Origin of the sequence: Novipirellula artificiosorum (assembly GCF_007860135.1) — a bacterium.
GTDB classification, from domain to species: domain Bacteria; phylum Planctomycetota; class Planctomycetia; order Pirellulales; family Pirellulaceae; genus Novipirellula_A; species Novipirellula_A artificiosorum.
The window spans coordinates 267089-287275 of record NZ_SJPV01000005.1 but is presented as its reverse complement, the minus strand read 5'-3'; the positions used below and the strand labels follow the sequence as shown (position 1 = coordinate 287275).

At 54.8% G+C, this 20187-nt stretch carries 17 protein-coding genes and 1 tRNA gene; 13 read left to right on the top strand and 5 right to left on the bottom strand.

All coding sequences use genetic code 11. From position 1 onward, the window contains the following. Nucleotides 1–119: 119 nt before the first annotated feature. On the bottom strand, nucleotides 120–1004 hold the full coding sequence (locus Poly41_RS15870) for a hypothetical protein (protein ID WP_146527538.1): 885 nt from the start codon (nucleotides 1002–1004) through the stop codon (nucleotides 120–122). Beyond that, nucleotides 991–1506 (bottom strand): ECF-type sigma factor, encoded by a 516-nt coding sequence (locus tag Poly41_RS15865; protein ID WP_146527536.1) that lies wholly within the window; start codon nucleotides 1504–1506, stop codon nucleotides 991–993. The genes Poly41_RS15870 and Poly41_RS15865 overlap by 14 nt, the downstream gene beginning before the upstream one ends. A 451-nt stretch (nucleotides 1507–1957) precedes the next feature. Here Poly41_RS15865 and Poly41_RS15860 point away from each other — a divergent pair, with 451 nt between their 5' ends. The 8 genes from Poly41_RS15860 to Poly41_RS15825 all read left to right on the top strand — a co-directional run bounded on the left by Poly41_RS15860 (nucleotide 1958) and on the right by Poly41_RS15825 (nucleotide 9273). Beyond that, a complete protein-coding gene (locus Poly41_RS15860; protein WP_146527534.1) occupies nucleotides 1958–3322 on the top strand; it encodes an agmatinase family protein in 1365 nt (454 codons plus the stop codon). 59 nt (nucleotides 3323–3381) lie between these two features. Beyond that, a complete protein-coding gene (locus Poly41_RS15855; protein ID WP_146527532.1) occupies nucleotides 3382–3975 on the top strand; it encodes a peptidylprolyl isomerase in 594 nt (197 codons plus the stop codon). A 384-nt stretch (nucleotides 3976–4359) separates the two neighbouring features. Continuing rightward, the gene (locus Poly41_RS15850) at nucleotides 4360–4728 is read left to right on the top strand and encodes a hypothetical protein (protein WP_146527530.1); all 369 of its coding nucleotides are present in this window, start codon (nucleotides 4360–4362) and stop codon (nucleotides 4726–4728) included. Between the two features lie 33 nt (nucleotides 4729–4761). Beyond that, nucleotides 4762–5862 carry a type I restriction endonuclease gene (locus Poly41_RS15845; protein ID WP_146527528.1) on the top strand — a complete coding sequence of 367 codons (1101 nt, stop codon included), beginning with the start codon at nucleotides 4762–4764 and terminating at the stop codon, nucleotides 5860–5862. An 87-nt stretch (nucleotides 5863–5949) separates the two neighbouring features. Beyond that, a complete protein-coding gene (locus Poly41_RS15840; RefSeq protein WP_146527527.1) occupies nucleotides 5950–6831 on the top strand; it encodes a BRCT domain-containing protein in 882 nt (293 codons plus the stop codon). Nucleotides 6832–6877: 46 nt separating this feature from the next. After that, entirely contained in the window at nucleotides 6878–7582 is a 705-nt protein-coding gene (locus tag Poly41_RS15835; RefSeq protein ID WP_146527525.1) for an ion transporter, read from the top strand. 84 nt (nucleotides 7583–7666) lie between these two features. After that, nucleotides 7667–8134 (top strand): hypothetical protein, encoded by a 468-nt coding sequence (locus Poly41_RS15830; protein ID WP_146527523.1) that lies wholly within the window; start codon nucleotides 7667–7669, stop codon nucleotides 8132–8134. An 11-nt stretch (nucleotides 8135–8145) separates the two neighbouring features. Then, nucleotides 8146–9273: a tyrosine-type recombinase/integrase gene (locus Poly41_RS15825; RefSeq protein ID WP_146527521.1), complete on the top strand. Its 1128-nt coding sequence runs from the start codon at nucleotides 8146–8148 to the stop codon at nucleotides 9271–9273. A 130-nt stretch (nucleotides 9274–9403) separates the two neighbouring features. Here Poly41_RS15825 and Poly41_RS15820 read toward each other — a convergent pair. Continuing rightward, nucleotides 9404–9477 (bottom strand) — tRNA-Ile (locus Poly41_RS15820). 631 nt (nucleotides 9478–10108) lie between these two features. Beyond that, the gene (gene acnA / locus Poly41_RS15815) at nucleotides 10109–12763 is read right to left on the bottom strand and encodes an aconitate hydratase AcnA (protein ID WP_231615688.1); all 2655 of its coding nucleotides are present in this window, start codon (nucleotides 12761–12763) and stop codon (nucleotides 10109–10111) included. A gap of 3 nt (nucleotides 12764–12766) precedes the next feature. Here acnA and Poly41_RS34145 point away from each other — a divergent pair, with 3 nt between their 5' ends. From Poly41_RS34145 to Poly41_RS15805, 3 genes are all read left to right on the top strand, one after another. Then, the gene (locus Poly41_RS34145; protein WP_197231403.1) at nucleotides 12767–13090 is read left to right on the top strand and encodes a hypothetical protein; all 324 of its coding nucleotides are present in this window, start codon (nucleotides 12767–12769) and stop codon (nucleotides 13088–13090) included. Next, on the top strand, nucleotides 13041–13853 hold the full coding sequence (locus Poly41_RS15810; RefSeq protein ID WP_146527517.1) for a hypothetical protein: 813 nt from the start codon (nucleotides 13041–13043) through the stop codon (nucleotides 13851–13853). The genes Poly41_RS34145 and Poly41_RS15810 overlap by 50 nt, the downstream gene beginning before the upstream one ends. Nucleotides 13854–13967: 114 nt before the next feature. Continuing rightward, on the top strand, nucleotides 13968–15290 hold the full coding sequence (locus tag Poly41_RS15805) for a Gfo/Idh/MocA family protein (RefSeq protein WP_146527515.1): 1323 nt from the start codon (nucleotides 13968–13970) through the stop codon (nucleotides 15288–15290). Nucleotides 15291–15536: 246 nt separating this feature from the next. Here the strand turns inward: Poly41_RS15805 and Poly41_RS15800 are convergent, their stop codons facing one another. Then, nucleotides 15537–18293 carry a RecQ family ATP-dependent DNA helicase gene (locus Poly41_RS15800; RefSeq protein ID WP_146527513.1) on the bottom strand — a complete coding sequence of 919 codons (2757 nt, stop codon included), beginning with the start codon at nucleotides 18291–18293 and terminating at the stop codon, nucleotides 15537–15539. Nucleotides 18294–18490: 197 nt separating this feature from the next. On the opposite strand from Poly41_RS15800, the gene Poly41_RS15795 reads away from it, so the two are divergent. Then, nucleotides 18491–18682, top strand: coding sequence for a CPXCG motif-containing cysteine-rich protein (locus Poly41_RS15795; RefSeq protein WP_146527511.1), 192 nt, complete (start codon nucleotides 18491–18493; stop codon nucleotides 18680–18682). Between the two features lie 12 nt (nucleotides 18683–18694). Then, entirely contained in the window at nucleotides 18695–19468 is a 774-nt protein-coding gene (locus tag Poly41_RS15790) for a 2-phosphosulfolactate phosphatase (RefSeq protein WP_146527509.1), read from the top strand. Nucleotides 19469–20187 lie beyond the last annotated feature (719 nt).

The window sequence follows — 20187 nt, the reverse complement described above, 5'->3', positions numbered from 1 at the left end:
AATGCTTCTACGTCGTTTGGTCATGAATCTCTCCTTTGATTCCAGGACAACTAACGACCGGAGCTTACTCGATTTTTTCTCAAAAAGTCTACCTTAGTCGGTGGTACAGGAATTGGGGACTAGCTCAGACTCCCGACTGCGTTTATTTCAGCGTATCCGGTTTGGGAAAATTCCATCGCAGCAAGTGCAGCAATTACTTTGCCCGAGTTGTTTCGAACGGGTGCAAAGGCATAGCTGTGTGTTGGGTATTCAGAAATGCCAACGGGCGAATCCTGAATCATGGTTCCGTTCTGCACCAGAGGTGAGACGCCACATTCACCATCGAAAACGGGCGCGAGATACTTGAAGGCTGCCGAACTGAGCTGAGTGCCCAAGTACACCGAATTTGTATCGGCTAGCACCACCCCATCTTTACTAACCAAGTGCAGCACTGCACCTCCGTGAGTCAAACTATATGCGGACGTGACGGCATAAAATTCTGCAACCAAATCGCTATCCAACAGACTCTGACGAGGATCATTGGAGTCGCCCGAAAGTTCAACCAACTGCCGTGCCACAGCCAGCAGACGATTGTCCTTGGCAAATTGTTCAACTTCCCGCAAACGGGCATTTTCCCACACCTGAATTGCCCGGACGTTGGCGTCACACAAAACTTGCAGGTCTTGCTGCACGTCCTGACGGAATCGCAACCGCAGGGACCAGGCGGCAGGTACTGAGATCGCTGCGAAGACTGCCAGCAAGAGAAGGTTGATCAACACGTAGTGCCACTGCCAGGACGCACTGTTGGCAATCCGATGCATGGTGTCCTGTGGTCGTAGAACGCCAAAGTCATCTGCCAAATCTAAGTCATCAATGCTGAGCAGCGATTCGACTTCTTGAAGCAGGTTGGCGTCACCGGAACACTCACGCTGCAGAAACTCGCTTCGCTTCTGAACTGGAATGTTCAGGGAATTGCAGAAGACCGCCTTGGCTTTCTGATGAAACTCACGATTATCGTTCGTCATCGAGTTCTCGGCACAACCAGGCTTTGGCCATTCGCCATTCAACTTGCACGGTACTTCTTGAGATTTCCATCAGGTTGGCGATTTCCAAATGACTAAACCCAGCAAAGAACCTGAGGTCGACGATCTCAGCTTGCCGACTGTCGACCCGTTTGAGCGCCTCGAGCGCATCACTGAGCGCCATCAGTCGTTCACCGTCGAAGTGCCCTAGGACTGCATCGGTCAGTGGCCGACGGCGCATCTGTCCCCCGTGAACCGCGGCAAGTTTCCGGCGAACTCGGTCGACCAGCACATGTCGCATTGCTTGGGCGCATGCGGAAATATAGTGCTGGTGGTCGTTCCAGTCAGCGCGGTCCGATTGCGCGAGCCGAATGAAAGCCTCGTGGACAAGCCCCGTGGCGGTCAATGTCAGCGAGCTTCCGCGGGCGAGAAGACCGTGAGCTACTTGCCGAAGTTCGTCATACGCAAAATCCGTTCGCGACTGGAGTGCTGATGCTCTGCTCACGGTTAGTTTCCAGACTCTTGTCTAATGACCGAGGGGTCGATACTTGCGATTTCAAAGCACGAAGGCCCAGAAAGCACGTAGGCCAAGAAAATAGGGAACCGGCCTGCAGGGGTCCCCGTGGACCGCCGTCGAGGTCTTTCACGAAGCTGACGCGAGAAAAATCTTAATAATACAACACATTCTACAGACCGATTTCGTTAATAAATTCTAGAAGCAAGGTGCGCGCAGCGAAAGGTGTTTTTAAGGACCAGAAGTAGAAGATTGGGAGGTTTGTCCGTCGGTGGAAGCCTATTCATGGAGCTTGCCCAGGGCCTTGGCTCCTGGTGCTCGTTCCACGGCCGATACAGTCCCGGATCGCACGATCCCGGATCGCACTGCACAGCCGTGCGCCTTTATCTACTAGCGAGGCACAAATGCGAACGGTACGAATCATTCCCTGGATAATCATCCGATGAAACAGCTTTCAATCGCAATTACTCTACTGGCGTTCGCAATCGTTTTTGCAGCCGTTCTGCCCCGTGCCAAACAGGCGTTTTCAACGCCGGTTGCAGCGGCCACGTCTCCTGAGGCTCCTGTGGCACCGTCAGGTGGGCAGGCCGATTCGACTGTGGTTTCAGACGAAAAGCTGGGACCCGATGGTGCGCTCGATGCACCATGGGAAGATGGCGACGCGACTTCCATTCCGCTCAATCCCAAAGATCCAAGTTTCAATGCTTGGAAACAAATGCGGGACTTCTCGAAAGACAAACGCGAGCCAGGGCTGATCAACGTCCAGCGATTTGAGGGACAGGCTCCCTGGGTTGGAATTCCGACGTTTTTTCACAAACCGATCGCGCTGACACCTGAGGACTTGAAGGTTGGAAAAGTCGAAGTGGCGATCATGGGAGCTGAGCTCGTTGGCGATCAGCGCGCCCGCACCTGGGGCCCGACTGAGATGCGAAATCCGCGGACTTCGGAGGTCTATCACAACTGGGGAGATTGGACGGTGGAAGATATCCACTCTGGCGTCAACTATCTCCAAGAGCAAGTCGTCTGCGACTACGGCGACGCACCTCAAGAACCGTTTTCGCTGGATCGAACTTCGGTCGAAGTCCGTCGAATGGTTCGCGAAATAGCGGCGACTGAGCTAGAAGGTGGCAAACACACGATTCCAATCGTCATCGGCGGCGGGCACGCCCTGATGTATCCCGATGTTGCAGGCGTCGTCGACGTTTACGGCAAAGGGAACGTGGGTGTGGTGCACTTCGACGCTCATGCCGACTATGCAGGAGTCGCGTTCGGGCACTTGCTAAGCCACGCGATCCCCGTTCGCAAGTTGATTATGGAGGGACTCGTTCCTGGAAAGAACTTCATTCAAGTTGGTCTCCGCGGTCCAAACTCGATCGACATGGATGGAATCCGTTGGGCAAGGTCTCAGGGAATGCGGTGCCACACGATGGCCGAAGTTGAAAAACGTGGATGGGATGCGGTTCTTGAAGACGCAATCAAGGAAGCAAAAGACGGACCGGAATACTTATTCATCTCGTTCGACATTGACGTATTGGATCCCGTTTACGCGCCAGGCACGAGCACGCCAGAGCCAGCCGGCATGACGATTCACGATGCATTGCGAATCGTTCGACGACTGTGCGCGGAAACGAATGTGGTCGGAATCGAAATGGTCGAACTGCGTCCAGACTCTGATCCCGGATACATCACGATGCTCAACTGCAATGCGGTCCTTCGGCAATGCCTCAATGGTCTGGCGATGCGAAAGAAGGGCCATGACTCGCCTCACTATCTCGATCCGTTGACGGTCGACGACGGGCAAGAATAGATTCACCAGACATTTTCAACGTCGCAGCAACATCAGGTTAATGGGTACGAACCGCCACTGTGAATAGCTACACTTCTCTATGGAAAGAGCCGCTTTTTCATTTTGCGATCGCTGGTGGTTTGCTGTTTATCATCTATCTGTCCATTGGCAGTCGAGCTGAGACGGACAACGGGCTTACTCAGTCTGATTCCATTCATGTTGGCGCTCGAGAGGTCGATCATCTCAAGGCAACCTGGCAGCAGCTTTGGAATCGAGAGCCAACCCCCGAAGAGTTAACGCGGCTGGTGGAAGACTTTGTTCGCGAAGAGGCTCTCTATCGTGAAGCCATCGCCTTGAATCTGGATCAGGACGATTTGATCGTTCGGCGGCGAATGGCTCAAAAAATGGCGTTTCTCAACAACGATGCCGCCGCAGTCACGCTTTCTGAGGAGGCTTTGCAAGCTTGGTATAAAGAAAATAGTTCCCTCTACGAACTTCCTGCGGCGGTTAGTTTTAGCCACATATTTTTTAGCTCGGAGCAACGCGGTGATCAGGCCGCCACTGCGGCCGCGACATTACTAACGCATCCTGCTGACGCAGTTGGCTGTAATACTGCTGGCGATGTCGATCACACAAGCCACGGCTCACTGGTCTGTTGTCGCAGTCATCAATGATGCAGCAGCCGTTTTCAACACGCTGCCGCAATTTCCCAACATTTTTCCGTTTCATCGCGAGTGCCTGCATGAGGTACTGATGGGCCAAACTCAATTTCATCGCTGCCACCTTCTGATATTTCGAGGATGAATCAGTGCCATCCAGTGGCGATGCTCGAAGTATCGCAATGCTCAACGCCGTGTCAACTAGGTTCCTACTAAGTTCCTACGAAGTATTACTATTGAAGTACTATAAGTGCTTCGCTGGAAAGGAGTTGCGTTTACGAAAAAACCTAGTAAAAAGCATGTATGGAAAAATGCTGTCCCCAAGAGAGTGGTTGTCTTGTCTGTGGTGACCCACAGGTTTACAGTCGCGGTCTATGTCAGTCGCACTACCGACAATTCATGACTGAACGTGCTTCGTTCGAGAACGAAGCAACAGCGGCGGCGTACGAACAAGACGCCCTTGAAAAGGGGTGGATCTTGCCAAAACAAAAGGGTGGTCGTCCGAAAAGCTGGTCACCCTTCCAAGAGTTAGCCCAGCGAATTCGCGAAGCTGCTGCGACATTGGATGACAAAAAGAAGCAAATGCCCCAGATCCCAGGCGTCACCACGGCTTCTGAGTCAGGGATCCCCGATGTAGAGCCAGCCGGCCCTGCGAATCCCACCCCCGTTGGCCGCAAGAAAGCGGCCAAGAAGAAACCGCCCACCCCTGCGGAAATCAAGAAGAAGTTAAAAGAAGCCAGCAATGACAAAAAGAAGAAGCAGGGGTAATCACTCACCACCACTATCTCGGAAGCCTGTTTGATGGATCTTTCTGACTCACTTCAGTTGCTCGCATCGCGACTCGATCAACTAATCCCCCGTCTCGAAACCGAAGAGGCAACCAAGAACGCATTGATCATGCCGATGCTCAATGCACTCGGCTACAACGTCTTTGATCCAACTGAAGTCGTTCCTGAATTCACTGCCGATGTTGGCACCAAGAAGGGGGAAAAGGTTGATTACGCAATCTTCCTTGAAGGTAAGGTGATGCTTCTTGTTGAATGCAAGCCGGTTGGTGGGCAATTGACGCTTAACCACGCATCGCAGCTTTACCGCTACTTTTCTGTCACTGACGCAAGGTTTGCGGTTCTAACCGATGGAATTCGATACAAATTCTATAGTGATCTTGAATCCCCAAACCGGATGGACGAGAAACCATTTTTTGACTTTGATCTCCGCGACTTCAACGAGAAATCCGTTTCTGAGTTAAAAAAATTCTCCAAGAATCTGTTCAACCTTGAAAACATTCTCAGCAATGCAAGCGAGCTGAAGTACGCACAGCAGATTCAGAAGTTAATTGGCCAAGAGTTTGATAGTCCATCTGACGAACTTGTGCGATTGTTTACGAGCCAGGTCTACTCAGGACGAATCACGTCTGGCGTGCAAGAGCAGTTTCGTTCTCTGGTGAAATCCGCACTAAAAGAGTTTCTGCGTGAGCGACTCAATACACGTTTGCGATCCGCCATAGACGGCGCAACTCATGCGGTAGCCGCTGCTAGCGATGAGTCAGCTGATTCATCTGAGGAAACCGACGAAGAGTCAGATGGCATTGTGACTACGATTGAGGAGATTGAAGGCTTTCATATCGTCCGAGCAATCCTTGCAAAGTCGATCGACCCAACGAGGGTGGTTATGCGTGATACGAAAAGCTATTGCGGAGTTCTTCTGGACGACAACAACCGCAAGCCGATATGCCGCCTCCGGTTTAACTTCTCAAAGAAGTATCTTGGTATTTTCTCAGCTGACAAAAGCGAGAGACGAGAGGCAATTGAGAATTTGACGGACATCTACCAGTACGCAGATCATCTGATGGGTACCGTGCAAGGATACGATCAGGTGGCGACTTCAACCATGGACGATTAAAACAGCCCCAACACCCACGCCGACGGAAATCAAGAAGAAGCTGAAAGACACAAAACCCGAAGACAAGCGAAAGCAAGGGTAGCGATAATGTGCGAACTTGAAGAGTACTTTCATTTCACCGGTCCTGCGAGACTCAGCCGCGCGCTACACACTCTTGAAGGCCTCCTTTTGGGCATCACGATCGATCAAAAGATCAACGATCAAGAATTGATTGCCTTTACGAAATGGACAGCCGCTCATAAGGAATTTTCCAATCGCCACCCATTCAATGAACTTTTTCCGTTACTGAAAGAGGTACTTGCAGACGGACGGATCACCGAAGAGGAACGTGCGGACCTGCTCTGGTGTTGCGAGAAATTCACAAACAGCGACGGCTATTACTCCGGTGCTACAGCCGATATGCAGCGGCTTCAAGGCATCCTCGGTGGCATCATTGCTGATGGCGAAATCACCGATAGTGAAGCAAAGAACCTCGCCGAGTGGATGGATGAAAGACGAGAGCTCCAAACCGTCTGGCCCTATGCCGAAATCGATGCGGTACTCACTCAAGTCCTCGCCGATCACGTCATAGATGACAAGGAGCGAGCATGCCTCCTGCAACTATTCACCGAGTTCTCTGGAACCTCTTGCCGACCTAGCAAACCGTCACGAGACGATGAACAAGCGACGGTTCAGGGGATTTGTGCCTGCAACCCGGAAATCGTCTTTGACGATCGTCTTTTCTGCATCACCGGAAACTCTGAGAAATGGACCAAGAACGAGTTTGCGGAGCTGATTACAGCTAATGGTGGAAAGTATCACCCGCGAGTCACCAAGGCGCTTGATTACCTCATCGTTGGTGGCGCAGGTAACCCCTGCTGGGCATACGCATGTTATGGCCGCAAGGTCGAAGAAGCAGTCAACCATCGACGCGAAGGATCGCCGATGTTAATAGTCCACGAGTACGATATTTGGGACGCACTAGACTGATTATTCCAAAACAAAAACACGAGCGAACAGAAGAGCGGTTGCAGACATGACGTCTTTACGATCCGTCATTGAGGAATCCGACACCCCCTCCGGAAAAGCATTTGATTTCGCGATTCAGGGTTTAATCGTTCTTTCGCTAGTCACGTTTTCAATTGAAACCATGCCTGGGCTATCGCCATCGTGGGTAAAAATCCTTCGCGTGTTCGAGGTCATCACGGTAGCTATTTTTACTGTGGAATACGTGATCCGCTTCTGGTTAGCCAAAAACAAGATCAGCTTTGCAACAAGTTTCTTTGGACTCGTTGATCTAATTGCGATCCTTCCATTCTACCTTTCGCTCGGGATTGACTTACGGTCAGTTCGATCGTTTCGTTTACTTCGTGTTTTCCGAATCATGAAGCTTGGTAGATATAGTGTCGCGGTTCAGCGATTCCACAGGGCGTTCATCATTGCGCGGGAAGAACTCGTTTTGTTTTTCTTCTCAACACTAATCATGCTCTTCATCGCTTCAGTAGGGATTTATCATTTTGAACACACCGCACAACCTGAAGCATTTGCATCAGTTTTCCATAGCCTTTGGTGGGCTGTCACGACACTAACGACCGTTGGTTACGGCGACATTTATCCAATCACTGTTGGTGGTCGATTTTTCACTTTCCTAGTTTTGCTGGTTGGGCTTGGGATCGTTTCAGTTCCGGCGGGCTTGGTGGCATCTGCATTATCTGAAGCGAGGAAACTAGAGGAAAAATAAACAATCTGGCTCGAGAGTGACCACACTTGTCAAATCGCTAGCAAAAAATGAAACCCTTCAACTATCACCAGTGAGGGCTATCGCATGTTTGAACGCAATGACCGAATCGAGTTTCACTACCCAATCACCACGCACGTCCGATATTTCACTAGCCAAATCGCCATGCGGCCACGTCGATTGGTTGTCTACCAGCTCCGGGATCTCGTGGCAGAGCCGCTGACGCCGATCGAATACCTTAATCGGCCGTATGTTCGCCGATCGCGTTGGCTTGTACGTGGAACGGAGACTGGAAAGGACCACCCCCAGCAGTTTTACCTTGGTTGCTCGCCTGAATTTCGAGCGCCGAGCCAACTGAGAGTTGCTTTGTACAGACCGGATGCAATTCGTCCGAGCAAGTTGCTACTGCGACCATTTGGACCAACCGTGCATGATCGTGACGCGCTTAGACGATGGATCCACCGGCACCACGATGATGACTTCGATGGACTGGAGTTACGGATTTTTGCGGATGACCTTTACTTGCATTCCAACTACGAAAAGCCGCCATTCTGAATGAGCCAATCATGGGAACCCTCTATCGCCGCACCAAGAAAGGTAACTGGCAAGCCGAGTACACCAACCACACTGGCGAGCGTATCCAGAAATCGACCAAGACGGCCGACAAACGTACCGCCGCTCAGATTATGGCCTACTGGGAAACCGAAGCGGCCAAGCGATCCAGCGGCTTCATTGACCATGCACTCGAGCGGATCCAGCAACAAGCAACCCGACCGATTGCCGAGCACAAGGCTGAATGGATCCGATCGATTGAGTCCAAAGGAAATGCCAAAGTCCACACCAAGCGTCATGGCGAACGACTGCAAGCGATCATCGACCATTGCGACTGGGCAATCGTCGCCGACATCACACCCGAATCCGTCGACAAATTCACTCAATCGCTGCGTGATCTCAATCGTTCCAACCAAACCGTTGCCCACTATGTCCAGGCCGTGAAGCAATTCACACGCTGGCTATCGCGCACTGGCCGCATACCACGGAACCCACTGGAAACTCTCACCAAGCCAAACCCAAAAGCCGACCGGCGACGTATTCGCCGGATGCTCTTGCCTGACGAATGGCACTGGCTTCGGCAAGCATCAACCAATCGAGCCATCCTGTACGAACTGGCCATCCAAACCGGTCTGCGGTCCAACGAGCTCCGATCACTTCACCCCAGCCATCTCAAGCTAACCGGCAAGCACCCCCACGTACTCGTCAGCAGCGGCAACACCAAGGACAACGAAACGGCTCGCCAGTACATCACCCGGGACTTCGCCAAGACTCTTGCGAACCTGGAACCCGCCAATCGTCAGACGGTTTTCGCCCTGCCGGATGCCTACTACATGGCCAGCATGCTTCGCGACGATTTGGCTATCGCCCGGGCGTCATGGCTCGAGCGACCGGACCACACCGATGACGACCTTGAAAACGACTTCTTGCTCGCCAAAAACGATGCTGGCGAAGCCCTCGACTTCCACGCCCTTCGCCACACTTGTGGGGCCTGGCTTGCGATCAAGAACGTCCACCCCAAAACGATCCAAACCGTGATGCGTCACGCGAGCATCACACTGACGATGGACACCTACGGCCACCTCTTCCCGAACGCCGAGCCCGAAGCGATCGAGAAACTAGGCTCACTATTATGTCAGTGATTATGTCAGTCCCTCGGAGCCTGAACGGCACTGGCAGAAACCCGGTTATAACTCATGCCGAAAACCATCAAGGAGAGAAATAGACTGCAAAACACGGCAAAAACAACTGTTCTCCCCGTGTATTCCGCAGTAGGGGTGGCAGGACTCGAACCCGCGACAAAGGGATTATGAGTCCCCTGCTCTAACCGACTGAGCTACACCCCCGATGGCGATTTACTTCATCAAAAATATCATGTTTCGCTTGGTCGTGAAATCGCTAACAGCCCGCGGGGCACCAAATGGGGCACCATGGCAGCGGACGAATGTGGAACCGATGTGAGTGATTTTAACCGCAAGGTCGCTTCTCAGCACGGGGACCGAATTGGCACTGTTACCGAGGCTGGACAGCGCCACTTTCCTCTTCCTACAAGCTCGAAGCGCAAGCGAGTAAATCACTGACGCCCAAAAACTCACTCGCTTGCGCTTCGTGCTTGTATTTGCAACGTTTCCGCTCCAGAGTTGGCCAACTAAGAGCACGGCAAACGCAAATCACCTGCCTTCGTGGGGATGTCGTGCGGGTTCGCGTCAGCGACTCAGAGGGTATTGGGGATCGACACCCGTCGCGCTGATGGATTCTGGCTCCCCTCGGCTCGCGTGGGGATGAGGGCGGGGGAGTGAGCGGGCTTTCCGCAGTGCCAGGTTTATCGCGGTTTTATCGGACAGGTGTTCCTGCTGAGCCCCCTCATCCCCGGCCCTTCTCCCCCGAAAAAGATCGGGGGAGAAGGGAGCCAGAGTGGACCCGAGATGAGTTGTGTCGATACCAATGCCCAAGGCTGCGGTAACTGTGCCGCAAATCCTACTCGGACAAATTTCGCAGCACCGTCGGCAGAATGCCACCATTTCGGTAGTAGCTCAACTCCACCGGTGTGTCGATTCGCACCACACAGGGGAACGTCTTGGTGTTGTTGTTGCTATCCGTTGCATGAACGATGATCGTCGATCGAGGCTCGAGTGCGTCGGATAGATCGGGAATGTCAATCGTTTCTTCTCCCGTCAATCCGAGTGATTGCCATGTGGCACCGTCGGCAAATTCGAGTGGCAGCACGCCCATGCCGACTAGGTTGCTGCGGTGAATCCGCTCGTAGCTGGCGGCGATCACCGCTTTGACGCCAAGCAACATCGTCCCTTTGGCGGCCCAGTCGCGGCTGCTGCCGGTTCCATATTCCGCTCCCGAAAAAACGACCAACGGAATGCCATCGGCTTGATACTTCATCGATGCATCGTAGATGCTCATCACTTCGCCATCGGGCAGATGACGCGTCACGCCGCCTTCGGTTCCCGGAGCCAATTGATTGCGGATGCGGATGTTTGCAAACGTCCCGCGTACCATCACTCGGTCGTTCCCCCGTCGAGAGCCAAAACTGTTGAATTCTTTGACGGGAACTCCGGAGGCTTGCAGGAATTTTCCCGCGGGTCCATCGGATGCAATCGCACCGGCTGGCGAGATGTGATCCGTCGTGACCGAATCGCCGAGCAGCGCCAACACGCGAGCTCCCTTGATCGGAGCAATCTCGGAAACCGCTTCGCCAGTCACCGCGTCCAAGAACGGTGGATGATGAATGTAGGTGCTGTCATCATCCCACGGATAAATCGCACTGTCGGCCACTTCGATCTCGTTCCAACGTTGGTTGCCGGAGACGGAGGATTCATATTGCTCGGTAAACATCTCGGGATCGATGGAACGAGACACGGTCTCGCGAATTTCTTCATTCGTCGGCCAAACGTCCTTTAAGTAGACGTCGTTGCCATCGGTGCCTTTGCCGAGGGGTTCGTTGATCAAGTCGATGTCGGTCGTACCGGCAAGAGCATAGGCGACCACCAAGGGAGGGCTGGCCAAATAGTTGGCCTTGGTCAGCGGGTTGACTCGGCCTTCGAAGTTGCGGTTGCCGCTGAGCACGGCGGATGCAACCAAATCCCCTGACTTGATCGCGTTCGCCACGGCGTCGGGTAGCGGGCCGCTGTTGCCAATGCAAGTCGTGCAGCCGTAGCCCACCGTGTTGAAGCCAAGCTTGTTGAGACTTTCCGTTAAACCGGCTTTGTCCAAGTACTCGGTAACAACACGTGACCCCGGAGCAAGGCTTGTTTTCACATGCGATGCGACCTTCAATCCTCGTTCGGCCGCTTTCTTGGCCAACAACCCTGCACCGATCATGACCGACGGGTTGCTGGTGTTGGTGCAGGAGGTGATGGCGGCGATGACCACCGCACCATGGGTGATCTCGGTGCTCTGTCCGTTGTTGTCGACTTTCGCGGTCCGTTTCAGGGCATCCGGTTCGAGGCCGAAACCGGTCTTGCCGACCGGGGCGGTCAACGATTTTTCGAACGCCTGCTTCATGTCCTTCAGTTCGATTCGATCTTGAGGCCGTTTGGGCCCCGCCAAGCTGGGACGCACCGTCCCAAGGTCGAGCGACAATGTTTTGGTGTAGTTCAATTCAGGCCCATCGTCACTGCGGAACAAACCTTGTTCTTTGCAATACCGCTCGACCAGCGTGACTTGCTGTTCGCTGCGACCGGTTTGCCGCAGGTAATCCAGCGTGACATCGTCAACGGGAAAGAAGCCCATGGTGGCGCCGTATTCCGGTGCCATGTTGGCGATCGTTGCCCGGTCCGCAACGCTCATCTTGTTCATTCCCTTGCCGAAGAACTCGACAAATTTGCCAACGACGCCTTCCTCTCGAAGGATTTCGACGACGCGGAGTACCATGTCCGTCGCCGTTGCCCCTTGCGGCAAGGCCCCGGTCAATTCAAAGCCGATCACTTCGGGCATCAGCATGTAGAGCGGCTGGCCGAGCATATTGGCTTCGGCTTCGATACCACCGACGCCCCATCCCAAAACTCCGAGTCCGTTAATCATCGTTGTGTGGCTGTCGGTACCGACCAAGGTGTCAGGCGCCGCAACCGGTCCGTCGGCGGTTTGCTGAATGGCAACGACGCTGGCGAGGTACTCGAGATTGACTTGGTGCACGATGCCGACATTTGGCGGGACGACACGAAAATTGTCGAATGCTTTTTGGCCCCAACGCAGAAACTCGTAGCGTTCGCGATTGCGCTGGAATTCCATGTCGACATTTTGGGGCAACGCATTGTCGGTGCCGAAGAAATCGACTTGTACCGAATGATCGATCACCAAGTCGACGGGAATCAACGGATTGATTTTCTCGGCTTCCCCGCCGATTCGCTGCATCGCGGACCGCATCGCTGCCAAATCGACGATGGCGGGGACACCGGTGAAATCTTGCAGCACCACACGATAGGGCTTGAAGGGCAGTTCCTGCTTTTCCGGTGCCGCCGCGTTCCAAGCGGCAAGGTTTTTCACATCCTGCTCAGTGACTGATAATCCGTCGCAGTTTCGCAGTACGGCTTCGAGCAGCACCCTTATCGAAAACGGCAGCCGACTGACTTGGCCAAGCCCCGCTTCTTCCAACCGGCTCAAGCGGTAAAGGCTGGCCATACCATGGCCTGTGTCAAACTGATCGCGGGCACCGAAGGGATCAAAAGTCACAGCAATATTCTCTATCAAAATGGATGTGAAGCGTGGTGGAAATCCGCCAAGAGGGACAGTTTAACGTTCCCTCGGCTTGTTGTCTGCAAGGATTCGCTGGACTTGAGCCAGAACAGGCGGGCTGGGGGGACTGGGTGGGGTGTGCCGCTGGTTCGGATTCTCTTGGTCATTCCGGTTCTAGCGGGTCGATACTCACAGACAACACGATCCCAAGAAGAGGTTCCCGATGAAGATCCATGCACCTATCGCCGTTCGCCGCTGCGTTTCACGGCATAGCGAACGTTGCTCGAAGGTTGTTTTCCGGCTGGCCCTTGCGGCTGCAATTTCGGTCGCTGCGTCCAGCCCTTCCTCGCTGTTCGCAGCCGACTGCGGGTGCAGTGCGTGTGACGCGATCACGGCGATGGATGAATGCGATTGTGGTTTCGATGCTCCGAGCCTTTGGAAGCCCAAGCACAACCCGATTTACAAGACGCTTGATGCGTTTGCGGGGGGCATCGAGAAATTACTTCGGCTTGATCAATGTCCACCGCCCCGTGGTTGTTGTGATGAATCGGTCTGCGACGGAGCCTGTGATTCCGCATTCCCGGGCGACAGGATGATGGCGATGCCGGAGCCGATGTGGGCACAGCCGATGCCGTCGGGGACGATCTATAACGAGTCCACTCCACCGGCTCCCGTGCTATCCCAGCCGATGGAGTCCGCGCCGGCGTACTCGGCGCCCCGAGTCACGTCACCTGCGGTGCGCTCGATCGAGTCCTCGCCGCAGCCTGCTCGGCAGACCACGCCCCGATCGCCCATGCACATGACGGAACCAAGAATCCAGTCGGCCCCCTTGCAGATGGTCCCGATGGAGCGAGCCGCACCCCGTACGGCTCCACGCGTTCAGCCTGGGCCCAAAAGAGAGGGGGGATCGCTGTTCGATGCGTTGTCGGATCCATCCAGCGACGGCGCCCAAACCTGGCGTCCCTCGCCGGTGCGACCCTCGGGATACACCGCGCCGTCTCGGCCAGCGTCCAGCCGCCGCACGGCGGTTCGCTAAGACCAGCACACACGATTCGCAGCTGCTACAATCGAAGCCACTTGACGATTCGTTCTTTTCGAAGGATGAATCGTCAAGTCGTTGTCCCCCACCCTCCCCTGCCGAAAGCGGATCATGAAACGCCCCACCGACGCATCGCCTCAACCCGTGACTCGCCGTAGCCTTCTGCAATCAGGCACGGCCGTTGCCATTGCCGGTTCCCTCTCTTTGGCCCGCAGCGCTCATGCGGCTGGTAGCGACGAGATTCGCGTGGCCTTGATCGGTTGCGGAGGTCGAGGTACCGGTGCTGCGATGCAGGCGATCAAGAATGCTGCGGGTGCGAAGGTCAAATTGGTCGCGATGGCCGATGCGTTCAAGGACCGCTTGGAGCTTGCTTACAAGAGTTTGAAGGCTCAGCAACCCGATCAAGTGGATGTTCCGGAGGAACGTCGATTTGTTGGATTGGATGCCTATCAGAAAGCGATCGATTGCGGTGTCGACATGGTGTTGTTGTGCAGCCCTCCGGGTTTTCGCCCCGATCAGTTCGAAGCGGCGGTGGATGCTGGCAAACACATCTTCATGGAAAAGCCGGTTGCTACCGATGCCCCCGGTGTCCGACGCGTGATTGCCGCGAATGAAAAAGCGAAACAGAAGGACTTGCTGGTCGCCGTCGGCCATCATTTGCGCCACGAGATCAAGCATCTGGAGTCGATTGATCGCATTCGCAGTGGGGAGATTGGCGATGTGTTGTACATGCGAGCCTATTTCAATTCGGGTGGCGTGTGGGTGATGCCCCGCAAAGAAGGGCAAACCGAGATGGAGCACCAAACTCGCAATTGGTATTACTTCACTTGGGCGGGTGGCGATCACCTAGTGGAACAACATGTGCATGACTTGGACGTTTGCAACTGGATGATGGACGGTCCGCCGGTCGATGCGCGTGGTGCGGGGGGACGCCAGTTCCGGATTGGGCCACAGTATGGTGAAATCTTCGACCATTTTTCGATCGAGTACACATACGCCAATGGTGCGAAGTTATTTAGCTATTGCCGGCACATCCCGAATTGCTGGGGCAGCTTTTCCGAGCACGCGCATGGCACCAAGGGATCGATTCATATCGAGGGACATGGAGCTGCCGACATCAAGGTGAACGGTGCCGACCCGGTTCGAATCCCACGTGGTCCCGATGGACATCAACTCGAGCACGATCATTTGTTTTCCGCATTGCTCGAAGGTCGTTCGTACAACGAATGCGACTATGGCGCGAGTAGCACGATGACCGCTATTCTTGGCCGAATGGCAGCGTATTCGGGCCAAATTGTGACCTATCAGGATGGTTTGAATTCGCAGCGTGATCTGACGCCCAAGCCATTGAGCTGGGATGCCGACACGCCAGTGAAGCCTGGCGAAAACGGACTGTACGCCTGCGCCATGCCGGGTGTCACCAAGGTGCTGTAAGGTACGAACGGACCATCGATTTCGTCGTGCAGGTTGCCAGGGTGCAACACAGGCTGGTCGACGTCGATTGTATTACTGAAAGACTTGGCATTGGATCTTGTGAAAGATCCCTGGCGATAGGGTCATTGACGGCTTGTTGATTTAGCGATTTCGAGACCACCGGCTACCCTCTGCGATGCCCAGCCCGACTTATTCGTTGGAGTGGTAGGCTTTAGCCGATTGCGTGCTGGACCCTTGCTGAATCGGCTAAAGCCTACGACTCCAACGTGCGTCCACCGGATGCCCCGCATCGGCGGCGATGGCGAGATGCTGGATCAGTGTTTCACGCGTGGTGTGGCGGATCAGCGAGATTTGGTCGATGCTGTATCCGTCGCGGAACAATCGCCAAGTCCAATAGGCTTCGGTTGTCTGCGCGTCCTCTGCAGGCTCGGGTGCGGCAGGCTCTGGCTTTGCGATCGCGCGCGTTGCTTCGTCATGCGTCTCTGTGATGGGGCGATCCTCCGTCGTGGTCTGGCCACTCTCTTCGGTGGGTGTGTCGTCGACGTTCGTCAAAATTAACTCAACCAGATCGTAGCCAAATTGTTCGATGGTTCCTGGGCCGACCCCCGAGATGGCCTCAAGCTCCGTCGTTGTTCGTGGTGCGGCGTCGGCGATCCGATCCAGGGTCGCATTGGTCAGCACTCGGTACGCGGGGATCCCCAACGCGGCCGCATTCTTATGCCGCCAACGCTTAAGTTTCGCCGCCAATTCGTCGCGGTCGTGCAGCCGTTTTGGGGTCTCGTCGTCTGGTTGGATCGCGGATTCCCCTTGAGCTGCGTTTGGCGTCGTTCGACGTGACTTTTCACTCACGTCGCCGGATTCAAGCCCTTTGGCCGCAGCCGCCAATCGTTTGATCAGCGGGAATTTTAGACCCAGCGTGTCGTTGAGCGGGTCGATCGCATGCATCACACGGTTGCCGGGGTCACTCATGTGAACGGTGGGCCGTCGCTCATCGACTTCCTGTTGAAGCAGGAGTCCTCGTGCAATCAATGCATCCATGACCGCGACGACTTCACTCTGCTTTAGATGCGACAGCATTCCGTAAGTACTCAGGCCTTGAAGTTTCCACTGTTGCAACTTCTTGTTTTTCGATCCGCAAAGCATTTGGGCGACCAGGTTCTTTCCGAATCGCCCATGCATTCGCGTCACCCCGCTGAGTACGACTCGCACACCGCGTACAAAGTCATCTCGGTCGACCCCCGCAAAGTCGTCGACTCCGTCGTCTACGCGAACCAAATTGGTGGAATTTTTTCCTGTTGGGTCACAACGATCACAACGCTCGCAATTCTTGCTCTCGGGGTCGCCAAAGTAGTCCAGGATCACACGTTGACGGCACCCGTTGCTACGAGCGAAACCGATCACGGCATCCATCTTGACCAATTCCGCTTCGCGCCGCCTCGCCAGTTCGTCAAAATCGATTTCCAGTTGGCTAAAGGGAATTCCATGTTCGATCAAATGAACCGCGCGACCGCGAAACGGTGGCACATAGTCAAACGCTTTCAAGCGGCGTAGTTCACGGAGCGTTCTCGCCAATTGGTCTCGGTCGACATTGGCCAATTCGCACAGTCGTTTCGGAGTCACGTAAACATCTTCGCCACGTTGGCGACCCACCACTTTTTCAACTGCGGTCATCACGCGGCGACGGACCTTGGCTTCCTTGGGTAAGAAATCCAGCATCGTCGGAGCGTCACTGTCGATTCGCACGACGGCGTTATTGGCCGTGTTATCAAGACGTTTCAGCACTCCGGCTTTCGCTAACAAGGTCAGCGAGGTGCCGATGGATTCCGTTCCATCTTTGACTTCGATGGCTGCCCGGATTTCTTCGAGCGTTAACTCAATCGGGTCTTCCTCGCACGACAGCAAGAACTCGTAGACCTTGCAAACGGTGTCGCGTGATGGGTAGCGGTTTTCAATAAAGAATTCTTGGATGTAGCGGTCGCTGTAGGAAAACAGCAACAAGCACTCGCTGTCCTTTTCGTCCCGTCCCGCTCGGCCCGCCTCTTGATAGTAGGCTTCCAAACTGCCAGGCATGTTGTAGTGAACCACGTAGCGGATGTCGGACTTGTCGATCCCCATCCCGAAGGCGTTGGTTGCGACGATTCCAGACAACTTGCCTGACATGAAGTCGTCTTGCACTTTGCGACGATGTGCCGGTTCCAATCCGGCATGATAGACTCCGATGGGACGTCTTGTTTTTTCCGGTAGCCAGCTTGCCAACTCTTCGCATCGTTTACGCGTTGCTGCGTAGATGATCCCTGCCCCGTCACGCTGCTTCAGGAAGCCGATGAGCTGTTCCGCTTTGTCCTGTTCGTTGTTGGAGTGGGCTACCGAAAAGCGCAAGTTGGTCCGAGCGAACCCGGTCACAAACGTCTTGGGTGACCGTAGCCGGAGCAAATCGATGATGTCTTGGCGAACCGTTGGCGTGGCCGTTGCGGTCAGTGCAATCGTTTGCACATTGTTCAGGTAGCGATCGCGGAACCGCCCCAGTCGTGAGTAATCGGGGCGGAAATCATGCCCCCACTCACTGACGCAGTGAGCTTCGTCGACTGCCAACAAGCTGACGTTCGCCGTCGAAACCGCTTCCAGAAACCGAGCATTGCGAAGGCGTTCCGGAGCCACGTAAACGAGGTCCAGCACGCCGGCAGCCATTTCTTGCATCACGCCCATTTGCTCGGAGGCACTCAGGCTGCTGTTAAGCAATTTTGCGTTGATGCCGAGCGACGTCATCGAGTCGACTTGATCCTTCATCAGGGCGATCAGAGGTGAAACAACGATCGTCGTTCCGTCGCGGGCAAGGCTCGGCAATTGATAGCACAAGCTTTTTCCTCCGCCGGTTGGCATCACGCACATCACGTCTGCACCGCTATCGAGCGCATCGACCACGTCGCGTTGACCGGGGCGAAAACTTGATAAACCGAAACGGGCTAGCAGCGTGGTCGGATCGACGGTGGCTGGTGACATCATCCTTCTACATCAGTTGTCGTTAAAATTGATGGGATCGCGACACGATTCTGGAGACCAACGGGAGCGGGCCAACGTGTACTTGAGCCGTTGCTGGCTTCGCTCGTTCCTAAGCTGCGTTGGAGTATAGGGGATCCTTCGCTAAGCATCGAGAACCGTTATACTGTTCGTATCCCGTCGAGAAATAGAGGAGCATTCACATGGACAGCGAAGGTCAATACGTTTGCGATAGCTGTGGTGAAGAAATTGTCATCCCGGTCGATCCCACTTCAGGGACGCACCAGCAATTTGTCGAAGATTGTCCCGTTTGCTGCAACCCGAGCGTGATTCACGTTGATTGGATTGACGAGGAAGTGCGGGTTTGGGCTGAACCCGAGCAGGACAGGTTCTAGGAAGGCAAACGGATGCAATTGACCACCTCACTGGTGCCCGGAGCCCTCGGTGCGGATGCTGAGAATCTTGGTGCGGATGCTGAGAATGATGACAGGGTCGACGCTGCGATCGTGATCGATGTGTTGCGAGCGTCGAGCGTGATCGTGACGGGATTGGCCAGCGGGGCGCGGCAGGTCATCACGACTCGTGGGATCGACGAAGCGGTCGGCATCGCATCCCAACGCTCCGAGAAACCGCTGCTTTGTGGCGAGCGTGGATGCGTGAAGATCGAAGGGTTTGATCTTGGCAATTCGCCGGACCAATACACTCGTGAGATCGTGTTTGGGCGAGACTTGGTGTTGACAACGACCAACGGGACCCGTGCGATCGAATCGGCAACGCAGGCTAAACGGGTGCTGATTGGCTGTTTTCTGAATTTGTCCGCCGTCGTGCAGCGGCTCGATCCCGATTGGCACGTCCGCTTGGTGTGTGCCGGCACAGCCGGAGCGGTCACGCTCGAAGATGTCTTGTTCGCCGGTGCGGTCGTCACGCTGTGTGAAACACGTTGCGCTGTGCAAAGCGATGATGCCTCGGTCGTGGCACGCCAGACGTGGGAATCGTGGTTTGGCAATGCGGGGATGCCGTCGGCGCCTGCGTTGGAGAGGTCGCTTCGGGAATCGCTTGGCGGACGCAACTTGCTCAAACTAGGGTTTGGGGCCGATATTCGTCGATGTGCCCAAATCGATGTGATGGGGGTTGTTCCCGAGCGGTTCGCAGAATCCCCTGCCCTGTTTGCGTTGCCGTAATCCCGTTTACAGGTACATTCCCAGCGAAAGAGGTTGTGCAGTTTCTAAGTTGTGACTAATACAGTGTTTAGGTACCCATCCACCCCTGCCCGCTGCGCGGCTCGTTGTACCCCACATCCTAATCCGGTGATTTTTTTTTGGCTCCTGGCCCGAATGTGTTCCATGCGTTGGACAGGTCGTGGCAGCGTTGCATTCCGATCCACAAGGTCCTCGTCGCTTGTCCGATTTTTGCGAAGGTGTAAGCTTGCTGAGGCTCTTGCGCACCTAGGTTTTTTGGCTCATCCGGTGGAAGCGTGCGCAGGAGGTTTTCGAGGCATCTCTCCGGTGTCCCATGATTGCTGGCAGGAGCTATTTTCACTGGTTATCGTGCAGTTGCCGGTAGAAACGGAGTCGAGCTCTGCAGAGGTGCAACTTNCGCAGCACCAGCGCGAACCGCAAGGCAGCAATCATTCGCAGCGGTTTGTCGAAAGTCCAGAGCGAAATCTCGTCACCTACCCCGCAGATGTATTAGACACCACCCGAGATGCGCGGTACAACGAGCCGCGCAGCGGGAGGGGTCGAGCGCAGCGAGGAGGAGGGCCGGCATAGAAACAGTGCTGGAATTTCATGCTGTCATCGCAGCCCGCTTTCCCTCTCCCTCGCTTAGGCTCGCACAGGGGGCAGCAACCGAAAACCCTCTCCCGGCTTTGAAACGCCGACCTCTCCCAAAGGAGAGGTAA